The sequence below is a fragment of the Salinibaculum salinum genome (genome assembly GCF_037645885.1).
Taxonomy (GTDB): domain Archaea; phylum Halobacteriota; class Halobacteria; order Halobacteriales; family Haloarculaceae; genus Salinibaculum; species Salinibaculum salinum.
On sequence record NZ_JBBENW010000021.1, the window covers coordinates 1 to 13,991 of the forward strand.

The 13,991-nt window shown below is 60.8% G+C and carries 15 protein-coding genes; 11 read left to right on the forward strand and 4 right to left on the reverse strand.

Features of this window, described 5'->3' with window-relative positions; all coding sequences use genetic code 11:
* The first annotated feature begins 1,057 nt into the window (after positions 1-1,057).
* Positions 1,058-1,246: a hypothetical protein gene (locus WDJ60_RS15735; protein WP_340101597.1), complete on the forward strand. Its 189-nt coding sequence runs from the start codon at positions 1,058-1,060 to the stop codon at positions 1,244-1,246.
* A gap of 302 nt (positions 1,247-1,548) precedes the next feature.
* On the opposite strand, the gene WDJ60_RS15740 is transcribed toward WDJ60_RS15735, so the two are convergent.
* Entirely contained in the window at positions 1,549-2,094 is a 546-nt protein-coding gene (locus WDJ60_RS15740; protein ID WP_340101599.1) for a hypothetical protein, read from the reverse strand.
* 332 nt (positions 2,095-2,426) lie between these two features.
* Here WDJ60_RS15740 and WDJ60_RS15745 point away from each other — a divergent pair, with 332 nt between their 5' ends.
* The 3 genes from WDJ60_RS15745 to WDJ60_RS15755 all read left to right on the forward strand — a co-directional run bounded on the left by WDJ60_RS15745 (position 2,427) and on the right by WDJ60_RS15755 (position 5,711).
* Positions 2,427-3,866, forward strand: a complete 1,440-nt coding sequence (locus WDJ60_RS15745) for a glycosyl hydrolase family 28-related protein (protein WP_340101601.1) — start codon at positions 2,427-2,429, stop codon at positions 3,864-3,866.
* Between the two features lie 153 nt (positions 3,867-4,019).
* The gene (locus WDJ60_RS15750; RefSeq protein WP_340101603.1) at positions 4,020-4,751 is read left to right on the forward strand and encodes a GNAT family N-acetyltransferase; all 732 of its coding nucleotides are present in this window, start codon (positions 4,020-4,022) and stop codon (positions 4,749-4,751) included.
* 57 nt (positions 4,752-4,808) lie between these two features.
* Positions 4,809-5,711, forward strand: coding sequence for a universal stress protein (locus WDJ60_RS15755; RefSeq protein WP_340101605.1), 903 nt, complete (start codon positions 4,809-4,811; stop codon positions 5,709-5,711).
* A 6-nt stretch (positions 5,712-5,717) separates the two neighbouring features.
* On the opposite strand, the gene WDJ60_RS15760 is transcribed toward WDJ60_RS15755, so the two are convergent.
* Genes WDJ60_RS15760 through tmcA form a run of 3 tightly spaced genes read right to left on the reverse strand, consistent with a single transcriptional unit; the run spans position 5,718 to position 8,672 of the window.
* Positions 5,718-5,900 (reverse strand): DUF8014 family protein, encoded by a 183-nt coding sequence (locus tag WDJ60_RS15760; protein WP_340101607.1) that lies wholly within the window; start codon positions 5,898-5,900, stop codon positions 5,718-5,720.
* Between the two features lie 46 nt (positions 5,901-5,946).
* A complete protein-coding gene (locus WDJ60_RS15765; RefSeq protein ID WP_340101609.1) occupies positions 5,947-6,441 on the reverse strand; it encodes a DUF456 domain-containing protein in 495 nt (164 codons plus the stop codon).
* A complete protein-coding gene (gene tmcA, locus WDJ60_RS15770) occupies positions 6,438-8,672 on the reverse strand; it encodes a tRNA(Met) cytidine acetyltransferase TmcA (RefSeq protein ID WP_340101611.1) in 2,235 nt (744 codons plus the stop codon). The genes WDJ60_RS15765 and tmcA overlap by 4 nt, the downstream gene beginning before the upstream one ends.
* Positions 8,673-8,936: 264 nt before the next feature.
* Here tmcA and rpl7ae point away from each other — a divergent pair, with 264 nt between their 5' ends.
* From rpl7ae to WDJ60_RS15805, 7 genes are all read left to right on the forward strand, one after another.
* Positions 8,937-9,299, forward strand: coding sequence for a 50S ribosomal protein L7Ae (rpl7ae, locus tag WDJ60_RS15775; RefSeq protein ID WP_340101613.1), 363 nt, complete (start codon positions 8,937-8,939; stop codon positions 9,297-9,299).
* A gap of 11 nt (positions 9,300-9,310) precedes the next feature.
* Positions 9,311-9,541, forward strand: a complete 231-nt coding sequence (locus WDJ60_RS15780) for a 30S ribosomal protein S28e (RefSeq protein ID WP_302080656.1) — start codon at positions 9,311-9,313, stop codon at positions 9,539-9,541.
* Positions 9,541-9,969, forward strand: coding sequence for a 50S ribosomal protein L24e (locus tag WDJ60_RS15785; protein WP_340101615.1), 429 nt, complete (start codon positions 9,541-9,543; stop codon positions 9,967-9,969). Before WDJ60_RS15780 ends, WDJ60_RS15785 begins: the two co-directional genes overlap by 1 nt.
* Entirely contained in the window at positions 9,966-10,433 is a 468-nt protein-coding gene (gene ndk, locus WDJ60_RS15790; protein ID WP_340101616.1) for a nucleoside-diphosphate kinase, read from the forward strand. Before WDJ60_RS15785 ends, ndk begins: the two co-directional genes overlap by 4 nt.
* 71 nt (positions 10,434-10,504) lie before the next feature.
* On the forward strand, positions 10,505-11,062 hold the full coding sequence (locus WDJ60_RS15795) for a nuclear transport factor 2 family protein (RefSeq protein ID WP_340101617.1): 558 nt from the start codon (positions 10,505-10,507) through the stop codon (positions 11,060-11,062).
* Between the two features lie 66 nt (positions 11,063-11,128).
* Positions 11,129-13,561 (forward strand): penicillin acylase family protein, encoded by a 2,433-nt coding sequence (locus tag WDJ60_RS15800; RefSeq protein WP_340101618.1) that lies wholly within the window; start codon positions 11,129-11,131, stop codon positions 13,559-13,561.
* Complete coding sequence (locus WDJ60_RS15805; RefSeq protein ID WP_340101620.1) at positions 13,558-13,932, forward strand: hypothetical protein; 375 nt, start codon at positions 13,558-13,560, stop codon at positions 13,930-13,932. The genes WDJ60_RS15800 and WDJ60_RS15805 overlap by 4 nt, the downstream gene beginning before the upstream one ends.
* The last annotated feature ends 59 nt before the right edge of the window (positions 13,933-13,991 follow it).

The window sequence follows — 13,991 nt, forward strand, 5'->3', positions numbered from 1 at the left end:
AACTGTCTCGGTAGCCGCGACATTCAAGAAGTCGTCTACCGAAGCTACGTCTTGCAGGGTTGCGCTTGTGTTGGACACACGTCGCGCACCCTGCCGCTTCGTACGTGACGCTTTCTATGACAGGCTCCAATATGAAGATGGTGGAAGGAATGAAACCAGTGTCCTCTTTGAAGCAACAATATAGACTCTGTTAGCGATTCTACTGAGTGGTTGTGATTTATTCTATGACACGCTAAGACTATGCAAAAGAACACGGATGGCTCGAGCAAGACGAAGAGTTCGATATGGAATCTGTTGTCTCCACATTACACGAGCAAGTGACTGAGCTCTGTCCAAGTGCCGATTTCCGACATAAAGTAGTAGGTCGCTATGCTCGGTCTGGTTCAATAGCCAAACAGTTGCGGAAAGTAGCACGGGAAGAAGATGCTTCGATGGTCTTCATTGGGAGTGAGAACGAAGGTCATCTCGTGACAGCAATTAGTAGTGTGGGGCAAACTGTCGCAACAGACGATTCTTATGATGTCGTCATCGTTCGAAATCGCAGTCCAGCGAAAATAGCTAAAATCAGAAACGCATCGCCTCACAATACGAAATCGGACTTTTATATTCCCGAGTGAACCCTGCCCTTCTTGATCTCAGTAGGGAATTCGGCTAAACTCGTTCAGTCTAACCACTGTCTCTACCGATTCACGGGTTGATTCTCGCGGCGTACAGCGCGGTCGGAACCTTGGAGCGGCCGTCTTGTATCAGTCCGTTCTGCTAATTGTTGGTCTGGTTGTTGCTGTGGCGCTTGCGTTTCACCTTGGATGGTGTGGGGCAGCGGGCCGGTGAGCCGCGGCAGCGATGAGGGTGGTTTGTTGCTGGATTGGTGTTCGGTTTGCTCGTTCGATCAAGCGACGTCAGTACGTGTCTCGACGGATTTCCAGTTGATGAAGACTTTAGTCACGTTGTCGGTCTAGTTGAGACCCGCGTGAACGAAAGTCGGGACAAGCACAGCTGGGCACCTGAAAAGAGTGCTGAGAGTCGCAAGTCGCAGTGAGCGGGACCCCGTGATTGTATGGAAACCCAACTACGTATGTATTTTGCAGGGGCTATCGCTGCAGTAGCTGCGTTCCTCTTCGTTTCACTGGCCTTCTCAGGACAATTCAACTTCCTGCACGCCGGAGTGTTCATCGTGTTTTTCATCGTGGTGATGGTTGTCTTCGCCAACTTCGTCGAATGGGCCGAATCGCGCGAGTCCAACTGATGGAGCTACCCGAAGAGTACGAGGTCAAACTTCTGTAGTGACCATCGACAGAGTGTTCATACAATTACTGCGATTAACTCCGGTATGGAGAGTCGATGGCTCCTCTTGGGATTTGGGCTCCTGTTCGGAATCCTGCTACTCGACAATATTCTGCAGGGGAACGTCGTATTGGCCCTCATTGCAGTCGGCTCCACGGTTTTTGCCCTCGTGGGTTTTGGTTGATTACGACGCAGGACGACCCTATCGAAACGAGGTTTTCTTGATTGCGATAGCGTGCTGTGTCTCTCACCTGTGTCGAGTGGTTAAAACCCCCACCGGAGACCAGACATCGTCACGACGATGGCGATCATAAGGACGAGTTCGATCAGGCTCAGCATGCCGTACTTTTTATTCAGAGAGGCAAGGCGCTCGTGGTTGGTCTCGTTGGCGGCGATTTCATCGAACATTCCGGCTGTGAATTTGTGGAGTGGGCCAAACCCGAGGGCGAGAAGCGCGACGGCAAGAGCAAGCGCAGCCCACAGTGACGGTGTCGGAGCTGCCCACAGCCCCATCATGTCGGCGAGCCCGATTCCGGACCCGATCGCACCGACCGAGACTGGTTCCATGAGCAGGTTCATTTTCGGGACGAATCCCTCGGCGAACTCGGCATTTGCTCCCTCGGAAAGACCGCCCATTACGGGGCCGAGTACGACCGCCCCGAGTACTGCTGTCCCGAACCAGAATGCACCGAGAAAGAGGTGGACGGTAAACATAATTCGGACGTCACTCGTAAAATAGGCTAACACGGGAAGAACCAGGGGAACCACGACGGCACCGACCGCAAACGGCCGGGTCGCGGCATCAGCCATCAAACGGTACCGCTCGCGTGTATTCGCTGGTCTTTGTGCGTCGCTCAGCGACATGTAATCACTTCCGTCATGACGAGCAATACACAGGTATCCTACAAAAAAGTAGGTAAATTAGTACAGTTATACAATGGATTCTATAGCAAGTAGTTCATTGAATACGCATATATTAATACAAATCATAGCAATCGTGACGGAATGAGGGACAGACAACTGCGGCGGCGAGATATTCTTCTTCTGGTGACTGGTAGTGCGCTCGCGTTTGCAGCGTGTCAGCAACACGAGAAAGAGTCTGGCTACGGAATTTCGTACGGACGAGCATACGGGACGTAACGATGGTCGAAGAGACACCTCGACTTGGGTTGCACACATACGGGCAAGGCGACGAGGGGTGGGACCACACTGACACTGTTGAGGCACTCGACGAACACGCCATCGTGCGGGGTCCACTCGCCGAGCGACCAAGCGAGGGACGGTACGACGACGAACTCTACCACGCGACCGACCAGGGGACGACGTGGCGGTGGGACAGTTCGAACGGTGAGTGGTCGTACTTCGGTGGCCGTGAGCCAACGTGGAACGTCGAAGCGCATGGAATCACCGGTGACGGGGAGACCGAAGTTGGGCACGCAGTCTGTGAGTTGCTAGAAACGGTTGACGAGTCCGGTGGCGGCATCGTGTTTTTCCCGCCGGGCCGGTACCTCTTCGAACGAACAGTCCTCATCGGAGACAATACTGCGCTGATGGGTACTGGTCGCTCGACGGTCTTCGACGGGCCACGCCCTACTGGCGAACACGGGGGAGCACTCCTCTCGAACAGAGGGTACGACCGACCAGACTACGATGGGGCGTCGAACTGGAGCGTGTCCAACGTCCGCATTGACGCCCCGGGCGCGAACGGTATCCTCCCCGCGCACGCGGAGAACGTCCGACTGGAGAATATCTATGGCGATGCCATCTATTATCACCATATCGACGTGGTCTCATCGAAAAATGTCGTCGTTGACGGCTATTGGGCGACCCGTGGCGGGGCGGGTGACTCTGATGCGCCGATACAGTTTGACAGTCAGAACACCGGAACGGCCGCGAATGGCGTGTGGGACGGAAGTACGTCCACACTTGTGAAGCGTGATGGAACGCCAACCCGAAATTGCACGCTGCGAGACTTCGAGATTGAACCGGCGAACAACCCGGAGTACGGCGTCCATATTCACCGTGATGGCCACGAGTCGCTCACGATCAAAGACGGCTACATCACTGGCTGCCAGTATTCGGCGATTCGAGGCGATACCGGTGCGACAATGGGGGACATCACGATTGCTGGTGTCTCCTGTATCGAAAACGCCCGCGGGATCACGTTAGGTGAGGACGAACAAGGGCGACGGGACCTGACAGTCAGTGACGTGACAATCCGGACAGAGGATGGTGAGTTGGCTGCTGGCTCGGGACTGTATGCGAGTGGCTTCGATAGTGCTTCGCTTTCGAACGTGACTGTTGACGGGGCGTTCACGAACGTGGTTCTGTTCGACGACATGGCGGATTTGAAGCTGACTAACGTGACGGCGAAAGGTGGGAGAGATCAAGGGTTCCGCTTCCGGGAGAACGTTGATGTGACGGTGACGGCTGCTCACGTCGCAGAGTGTGGCGGTGCAGGTCTCTATGTCGGCCCTGAGAGCAGCGCTGCCTACGGTGGCGTGACGTTCGATGACGTAGGGAGTACTGTCGTGGTTGATGGCGAAACGCGAGAGTGGGTCACGTCATCGACGTCGTCGTAAGTGCCCCGTCTTCGTCGTGGACACTCGTCAGCCGTTGTCCAGGCTGTTGTGTTCATACATTCAGTTCCGGAGAGAGACTCAGTTCTCTGGAAACCACGACGCCTCAAAAAGTTGTGACAAACCGTTAAGTACAGGGGGGTGGTACCAACCAGCATGGAACTGACTGACAAGCTAGAGTTCGACCACGACGACAGAGAGGACATCTACGAGTACGTGGAGTCGAACGGGGCGACGCGACCGGAGAAGATACGAAAGGCGCTCACGATGGGAGAACGAGCGTTCGGCCACCACACAGCAATACTCCGGCGAGACGGCGTGCTCGAAGAGGTAGACGGGAAGCTCCGTATCGCCTTCGACACGGGAACCGAAGAAGAGTTCCAGACCGACGACGTGGAGTTCATCATTCGACAGGCTCGCGAGGAGGATTTGACCGGGCTGGTCGGAGCGATTCGGCAGGCAATCGGTGGTGGCGAGTACGTCGATGCGGAGACTGTGGCCGATATCGTCGACAGCGAGGGCGTCTTGCTGCGACACAACGAACTCGAATCGCGTATCTTCTTCGTCGCCTGTGTCAACGACGAAGTCGTCGGCTGGGTCCACCTCAAACATCCTGAACAGGAGAAACTGAGCCACACGGCTGAGCTCACCCTGGGCGTTCTCGAGGAGTACCGGGGCAACGACATCGGGAGTCACCTGCTCGAACGCGGTCTGGAATGGGCTGCCTCGAAGGGCTTCGAGAAAATCTACAACTCGGTTCCGGCGAGCAACGAAGCGGCAATCGAGTTCCTCGACAGTCGTGGCTGGAAAGAGGAGGCTCGTCGGCGCAACCACTACAAGCTGAACGGCAAGTACGTCGACGAAGTGATGATGGCCAAACAACTGTAGCGCCAGTTTGCGATAATCCGGCGTAGGTTTTTCACTGTCTCTGGGTAACTATTCAGTATGAGCATCGATTCTATCCTCATTCCGACCGACGGTAGCGCTCCGGCCGACACAGCGACGCAACACGCACTCTCTCTGGCGTCTCAGTTCGGCGCGACAGTGCATGCACTCGCAGTTGTCGACCTCCAGCAGGCCGCAGGACCGTTCAACGCTGGCGGGCTCGATGCGACCTTCGTGGACCGACTCAAGGAGCAGGCAGACGAAGATGTGAAGCACATCGCCAACAAGTGGGCCCAGCCAGACCGGTTTCAGGGAACAGTTGAGGAGGGGATGCCGTCGGAGACGATCCTCGAATACGTACAAGACAACGATATCGACCTCGTCGCGATGGGAACGCACGGCAGAACTGGCGTTCGACGATTCGTTCTCGGAAGCGTGACAGAGCACGTTCTCCGGGAGTCCCCGGTTCCGGTGCTCGCGACGGGGGCGTCCGAAGAAGAGCCGACGCTGCCCTACCGAAACGTGCTGGTGCCGACAGACGGCAGTGACTGTGCGACCGCTGCAGTCGACCACGCGCTCGCGATTGCGAGGGTCTGTGATGCGACACTGCACGCACTCAACGTCGTCGACGAGTCAATTATCGTTGGTTCCCCCGGTGGCGTTCTTCCGGCGAACTACCTCGAGAGCCTGGAACAGATGGGCGAAGAGGCGACTGGCGCACTCGCCGAACGAGCTACTGAGCAAGGCGTCGACGTGGAGACGGTTGTCGAGAAAGGTCGACCCGCTGATGGCATCAGAGCCTACGCCGGCGACCACGATATCGACCTCGTCGTCATGGGGACACACGGCCGCTCGGGGATGGAGCGGTTCCTGCTTGGTAGTACGACCGAACAGCTCATCAGAACTGGGACTTGTCCGGTGCTGGCGGTGCCGGGCGGAGACGAAGAAACCGCCGAAGAGTAGGCCGGCTTACCCGCGATTGCTCGCGCCGTCGGGGAGTTCGTCGTCGGCGGTATCGAGCGGATCGGCCACGATACCGTCCGTTCGTGACTGGACACGTGCGTGAGCCGCACAGACGCACCTGTTTTCGTCCCACGGGATGTGGAGTTCGAAGGTCGCCTCGCTTTCGCAGTCCTCTGCCGCACACTCCATACGCACACTTTGGCTGGCGGCTATACAGTGGTTCCGGTGCAGACGGTCAAACCAGCGCAATCCAGCCCACCGTCACGAGGACGGTCAGTGCCAGAAATGCCTGCACGATGGCGGAGGCGAAAAAGCCGAGGACGTACGTTCCGGCCGCCATCGCGCCGGTACTCACGTTCCTGTGTCTGCGGTATTCGAGCGCGAAGACAACGGCAGCACTTCCGAGTATCATCCCGACCGGCCCGGTGACAAAGAGCAAGGCAAGTCCGACGCCGCCGGCGACGAGTGTCGTGACCGTCGACGCGCCGCCGACTCTCGCGGCGACGACGCCCCCGAACCAGTCGGCAGCGACGGTGAGTACGCAAAGGCCGACGAGCGTGGCGAGAACGACCGTACCGGGATCGGTAAAGCCCGACCCCCACCAGTAGAGGCCGACACCGGCGAGCGAGAGCGCTCCAGTCGGAACTCCGGGAAGAAACGCTGACGGGATCGCAGCGAGGAGAACGACGAACGCGAGGACGGTCAGTGCCGTCGTGAGCGTCCCGCTCATTCGAATCGCGCCAGTTCGTCGCGTGCAGTTTCGTCGCCGAACGCCGTCACCAGCGGCCGGACAGCGTCGGGTAGCGTGCGCTTGCAAGTCGCTACCGAGTGAAAATCGAGTTCGTCGGTAACGGTAGCCCATGGCTGGTGCTGGAGCACTCGCCGAACCAGCAACCGCTCTTGTTGTGCATCGAGTGCGTCGCGGTCAGCGGGCTCGATGAGGTGTCGGAGTGCCAGTCGGACGATTGGTCGCGGCGAGATGTCGAGAATGGTTTTTCCGGTTGCGACCCCGGCCGCTGCCCGCCACTCCCAGTCGGACAGTTCCAGCGGAACGGCACCGTCGAGAGACCCAAGCGTTGCCCGAATCACGTCAGCGTCCACGTCGGCGAGTGCATCGGACAGCATTCCGGGCAGACGTTCAACGAACCACTTGGCATGACGGTCGTGGAGCGTCCGGCCAGCGTCCGAGAGTGGGTCGAGCATGATAGCCGAGTGTTCACCGCTCCGGTCGTTGCGCGTCACCGAGAGGTGGACCGCCGAAAAGCCGTTCTCGTCCCAGAAACCGAGTAGCTCGGGTGTTGCACCGTAGCCGACCCCCAGCCAGTCTGTGCTGCTCTCGAACTCCTCGCGTATCGTTGTGAGGAGTCGCGACCCGAGTCCACGCGAGCGAACGTCGGGGTGCGTAGCGATTCGCAGGACGCGGTACCCGACCGGGACGCCCGCCGCTTCGTCACGGAGTTGACTCGTGAGCACGTCCGGAATCATGTTGCCCCGGACGCGCTCGCCCTCGTACATCCCCGCTCTGCGGTCGGCAGAGAGTGCCCCTTCGCGAGCGAGCAACGCGACGGAGACGACGTGACCGTCAGCGAGGAGGGCCCGTGGCGTGACGTTGGGGGCATCGAGCAATCGCGCGAGATCGTTCGGCTCCGTCCGGTAGTGTGCGAGGACGAGCAGGCCGAACACCTCCCGGAGCAGATTTTCGTCGTCGAGCAGGTCCGCCGAGGAGAGTCGGCGGTACTCGACTGTCTCTGGCGTCGCGTCAGCGACGAGCGGTTCGACGGCGGGGCGAGCATCGAGACAGAGTGCGCGGAATCCCCACACTTCGACGGGGTCGGCCGGCGCGTACCGGATGGGCGTTCCGAGGTGCTGGTCGTGTACTGTGTGGTGACTCTCGTCGAGGTCGTCCCGAAAGCGGACCGAGAAGCCCCGGCCTGCCCCTTCGTATCCGTGAATCGTCGTGGCGAACGCGACCGAGTCGGCACCGAGAAACGAACGGAGGCGGCGAACAGGCAGGGCAGCGGCCTCGTCGACGACCACACAGTCAGGGTCGTCCGGGAGCGCAGTTGCGTCGGCAGCGGGAACGAACCGGACACAGCCCGTTTCGGTCTCGATGCGGTGTGGTTCCCGCTCACTGTCCCGCCCGGCGAGTTCCCCAACCTCCGTCAACAGTTCCTCGGCACGGGCGAACACTTCGCCGGCAGCGCGGTATTGCGGCGCCGTCACGAGTACGTCGTTGCCCGCGAGCGCGAGACTGCCGGCTGCGAGACCGGCGGCGCTCGATTTACCTCGGCCGCGGTCTGCCTCGAGGACGAGTGCGTGGCCGGCTCTGTCGAGGCACTCGAACGCAGCGACAGCGTCGCGCTGGTCGTCGGTGCGACAGGCGGTGTACGCAGCGCTCGGAAACTCGTGGTCTGTCGGCGGATCCGGGGACGGGTCGGAGAGTCTCGGTGGGATATCGATGATACCGTCTTTGTCGACGGTTCCGCGCTCGGCGTCGACGATAGCGATACCGCGGTGCTGGCGGAGCGTCCAGACCAGACGGCGACGAAAGTAGCCGATGACCTGGTCGCGGTCGAACGGTGGGACTGCTAGCGATTCGTCGAAGTCGTCACGGCGGTCCGGCCAGTCGTCGAGCGGCGGCGTTAAGAGTACGAGAAGACCGCCGCCGTCGACGGTACCGAGCGCACACCCGAGAGCGTTCGGCTGGCAGGCGTCCTGCATGTCGAGGACTACCGCCTGTTGGGTCGTCCCGAGCAGCTTGTCGGCGTGTTTCGGGTCGATTGGGTCCCACGGTGTCGTGGCGGCCCGACCGACGTAACGAGTGTCGGAACCGGGAATATCCGTCGTATCGAGCGCCTCCACCGCCCGTGACCGGGTAGACTCGGGCGACCCCGCGAGGACGAGAACGCGTCGCTCGTTGTGCGTACGAGCGGTCGCGTGCAGGCGGGCAGCATAGTCCATAGATGCTCTCCGACGCCTGGGAAGTTGTGCGCTGTGGTCGTCGGCAGGAGACAGGTGAAACCGGATAGACCGCCGTGTGGCAGCCTGACATGGGATTGTGCCTTCGAAACTGCTTTAGGGGCAGATGGTCCAATCAGGAGTACAGCCTGCGCGAGGTTGATGACGCTCCCAGCCCCGACAGGATTTATATCCCGTCTACTGGACGGGCGCGGACCGACCGCGAGGGCGGGGGAGTGCGAGCCTGCGCGCAGGAGGTGACCAATCATGCCAGTGTACGTTGATTTCGACGTCCCTGCAGATCTCGAAGACGACGCCCTCGCGGCGCTCGAGGTCGCACGGGACACGGGAAGTGTAAAGAAAGGTACAAACGAGACAACGAAGGCCATCGAGCGCGGCAACGCCAAGCTCGTCTTCGTCGCCGAGGACGTCCAGCCCGAGGAGGTCGTGATGCACCTCCCCGAGCTGGCCGCGGAGAAGGAGATTCCGTACGTCTTCGTCGGCACGCAGGACGACATCGGCCACGCCGCAGGTCTTGAAGTCGGCAGTGCTGCCGCCGCCATCGTCGACACCGGCGACGCGGAAAACGACGTGCAGGACATCGCCGACAAGCTCGAGGAGCTTCAGTGAGGTGACGAAGGATGAGTGCTGAAGAGACTGAAGACGACGGTGGCTCCACACCTGCAGAGGTTATCGAGGTTGTGGGCCGAACCGGGATGCACGGCGAGGCCATGCAGGTCAAATGCCGCATCCGGGAGGGCGAAAACAAGGGTCGTATCATCACCCGGAACGTCCTCGGGGCAGTCCGCGAGGGTGACGTACTCCAGCTCCGCGAGACTGCACGCGAGGCAGACACTATCGGAGGACAATAATGCCACGAACACGCGACTGTGACTACTGTGGCACCGCCATCGAGCCGGGTACCGGCACGATGTTCGTCCGGAAAGACGGAACCACTATCCACTACTGCTCCGCGAAGTGCGAGAAAAACGCCGATCTCGGCCGCGAAGCGCGCGACCTGAACTGGACCGAGGCCGGCCGTCCCGAGCCGACTGCAGCCGAGCAGGAGGCAGCGGACGAAGCAGAAGCGGAAGCAGAGGAAGAGGCTGAAGCCGAAGAAGAGCCGGAACCCGAAGAACTGGAGACGGTCGACGAGGACGAAGAGGCCGTTCCCGGTCCGGAAGGCGAAGGTGAAGACGAGGCAGCAGCCGACGCAGACGCCGACTCGACTGAGGCAGTCGATGCCGACGACGAGGACAGCGAGGCTGACGAGGAAGAGGAGACGGAGGCCGAAGCATGAGCGAGGACCTCGAACGGACCTTCGTGATGGTCAAGCCGGACGGCGTCCAGCGCGGACTCGTGGGCGACATCATCTCGCGGTTCGAGGACCGCGGGCTGAAGCTCGTCGGCGCGAAGTTCATGCAGATCGATCAGAACCTCGCCGAGGACCACTACGGCGAACACGAGGACAAACCGTTCTTCGACGACCTCGTCGAGTTCATCACCGCTGGCCCGGTCATGGCGATGGTGCTCGAAGGGCAGGACGCGGTCAGTCAGGTCCGCACCATGATGGGCGAAACTGACCCAGCCGAGTCCGCGCCCGGAACAATCCGCGGCGACTTCGGACTCGACCTCGGTCGGAACGTCATCCACGGTTCGGACGACGAGGACCCCGGTGCGAACGAACGGGAAATCGACCTGTTCTTCGACGACGACGAACTCGTCGAGTGGGAACGCATCGACGAGACCTGGCTCTACGAATAGAGTCACTCTCGGTGTCTTCCTGGCAGTGCAGAATACTGGGATTTATTTTCGATACTATAGTAGGGCCGACGATGAAGCCGCTTCTGTCGCGTCTCGCCGCAACGGTCAATCTCTCCTCCCAGTTCACACCACTGCGTGTCGATACTGACGACCCACTCCACCTCGACGACCGCAAGATGGGGTGGAAAAGCGAGCAAATCGACGGTGGGGACAGTATCAGCCGCCGCGCGCTCCTGAAGTACGGTGGCGGCGTGGCTGGCGGTGCGGGATTACTGGGCGGAGGGTGGCTGTTCTACGACCGCCTCCTGCGTGAACGAACGCCCCAGGAGACTGTCAGACAGTACTATGCTGCTCTGGACAACGGCAACGAAGAAAAGGCAAATGGACTCATCCACGAAGATTCACCCGTCAGTGGCAACTCAGAAACGTTCATCTCGATAGCTGAACAGGCCGATTTAACTGTTCAAGAGGTGGAGGTTGTCGACCAGTCTGATGACCAGGCCACTGTCCGTGTGACGGTTCACATCGAGTACGATACCAGCGAAGAAGATACGCAAACGGTCACCCGTACCCTGCGGAAATCAGACGGGATGTGGAAGCTCTGGCTCGAATCTGACGGCGGGAACTAACCGACCATACGGTATCGATTTCGCCACAGGAAAACAATTATCCCGTTGGGAATTTTCTGCTGAGCTATGCCACCACGCCCCACGCGCCGGGCAGTGCTGGCGGCACTGGCTGGCGCGGGGCCAGTCGCCGCTGCCGCCTCTCCTGTCGGGCAATTTCTCGATGTCGCGGCACCGCTGAGCGGGTCGGTCTGGCAGTCGGTCGGGACCACCCCGGAGACGGTCCAGAGCCAGTACGGGGAAGCGACGATAACGTACGACGACTATCACGTCCCACACGTCGAGGCCGACAGCGAGACGGGAGCTTCCTTTGCGGTGGGGTACGCCCAGGCGGCCGACCGACTGGGTGAGATGGACCTTGTCCGGCGGCGTGCGGGTGGGACACTCGCGGCTGCCGTCGGAGAACAAGGGCTCGAAAACGACCGCTTTGCAGCGAAGATGGACTTCCGTGGAGCCGCGGAAGCGTCGGTCGACGCGATTTCGGGCACCGAGACAGAGACTGTCGTCCAGGCGTACGCCGACGGTGTCAACGCCTACATCGACAGCGGTCCGGCTGGCATGGAATTCGGCATTCTCGGGTACGAACCCGACGACTGGACGATACTCGACACCGCACTCGTCGGCGTCCAGTTGAGCTGGTTTCTCACCGGCAGTTTCGATGCCCTCCGGCGCTCCGTCAGAGAACGGGCGTTCGACGACGAGACCTTGCAGACGCTGTATCCAGACCAGTTAGACCACGGCGTCCCAGTCGTTCGGCCGGGCGAGACCGGCGGCGAACTGCGCGGGGTGTCGACAGTCTCGTTTGCCGACTCGGAGAGAGGTGCCGAGACTGCCGGCGGGTCCGACCGACCGCCGCGCGTCGACCCCGAACTCGTCGACTGGCTCGCGGACTTCGAGGAGCCACGGATTGTCGGGTCGAACTCCTGGGTCGTCTCTGGTGACGTGACCGAAAGCGGCGAGCCGATCGTCTGTAACGACCCTCATCTCGCACTGCAGGCCCCGCCAATCTGGTATCAACAACACGTTTCGACGGGCGAGCAGACGGTCCGCGGTGGGGCGCTCGTCGGAACACCATTCGTCGTCATCGGTGAGAACGACCACGGTGCGTGGGGGCTGACCAACGTCGGCGCGGATGTCATCGACTTCTACGACTACGAAACTCGGGAATCGCCCAGCAGCGATGGTCAGCAGTACCGCTACCGCGGCGAGTGGCGCGACTTCGAGCGAGAGGTGCGGCCCATCCAGGTGGCTGGCGGTGACGACGAAGAAGTCACAGTCAGAAAGACCGTCCACGGCGTGTATCTCGACCGGGAGGTGAACGGCGAGTCCCGAGCTATCGGTGTGGCCTGGACCGGAATGAGCGGGACGCGTGAAATCGAGGCGATTCACGAGTGGGGCAAATCGACCGGGATGGAAGCGTTCCGTGAAGCGACCGAGAAGATGGACGTGCCGACGCAGAATCTCGTCTACGCCGACCGAGACGGCAACACGCTCTACCAGATGAGCGGCAAGATTCCGATTCGCCGCGTCGACGGTGAAGTGGTCCGAGGCGGACACGTCTTCGACGGCTCCGCTGGTGAAGCCGAGTGGGACGGGTTCACACCGTTCGGCGAATCGTCGTGGGACGGCTTCATCTCGTACGACGAGAAGCCGGCCGTTATCAACCCGGACTACATCGCTACGGCCAACCAGCGCACCGCCGACAACCCAACCTATCCAATCGGACAGCGCTACGATTCGGGCTTTCGGGGAACCCGCATCTACGAGCGTCTGGACGCGGCCGCAAACGAGGGTGATATTACCCGCGAACTTGCCCGCTCGCTTCAGACTGACGTACTCTCGGTCCGCGCGCGAACGCTCGTCCCGGCGATCCTGGATGCACGCGAACAAATGCCTTCGAAGGTAGAAGAGAGGCTGGACGAACTGGCCGAGTGGGACTACCGGATGGAGCGCGACTCGGCGGCGGCGCTCGTGTTCAAACACTTCTACGACGCGTTCGAGCGGTTGACGTGGGCAGACGACTTCGAGGAGGCCGGTCTCAGCGATGCGTTCTGGCCTCAGGAATGGGTGTTGGTGACGCTTCCATCTGACAGTGAGTTTTTCGACGGTGACCGCGCGGCGGTGCTGGCCGAAGCGATGAGCGAGGCTGTCGACACCATCGAGTCGGCGGGCTGGGAAACGTACGGTGACTACAACGTCACCGCAATCGACCATCCGTTTGGCGAGCAGGTGCCGGGATTGAATTACGCTCGCATGCCAACTAACGGTACCCCGGAGACGGTGTGGGCATTCTCGACGGAGGGTGGATACGGCGCGAGCTACCGCCTGTTGGCCGACTTCGGTGGCGAGTCACTGGACGTGATTCCCGGCGGAAACGACGGCTCCGTATTCTCTCCGAACTACGAAGACCAACTCGACCTGTGGGCGCGCGGCGAGTACCGCAGACTGGACGACCCGCCGGCGGCGTCTCCCGACGTAACCGTCAAGGGGGATGACGGATGACCGACGAGAGCGGCGAGTCCGAGACGGGAACTCGATCTGGAATCGACGACCGATTGGCCGGGATACGGACAGACACCAGACAGCGTCGGCTAGCGCTTGGCGCTGCTATCGTCCTCGGACTGGGTGCTGTGGCACTCCACTGGGTGGGGCTGTTCGCCGCTGGCGCACTCGTTGGGCTGACACGCCGGAGTCTTCCGCGCGCGCTGGCTGCAGGTCTGGCGTTTGGCATGCTGGTGTTGGCCGTGTTTTTCGTCGCCACGCCGGTCATCTCACCGGGGAACGTACTGGTGCTGGCACCGCTGTCGTACGTGACCGTCGGCATCGCGCTCGTCGGGCCGGTCTGGGGTGCGCTGGTTCGGGGTGTCGTCTGACCGGCCAGATTTTCAGTCATCGGGAATCCGCGGTCTCTTTTAGCTAAAATAAGGGGCAA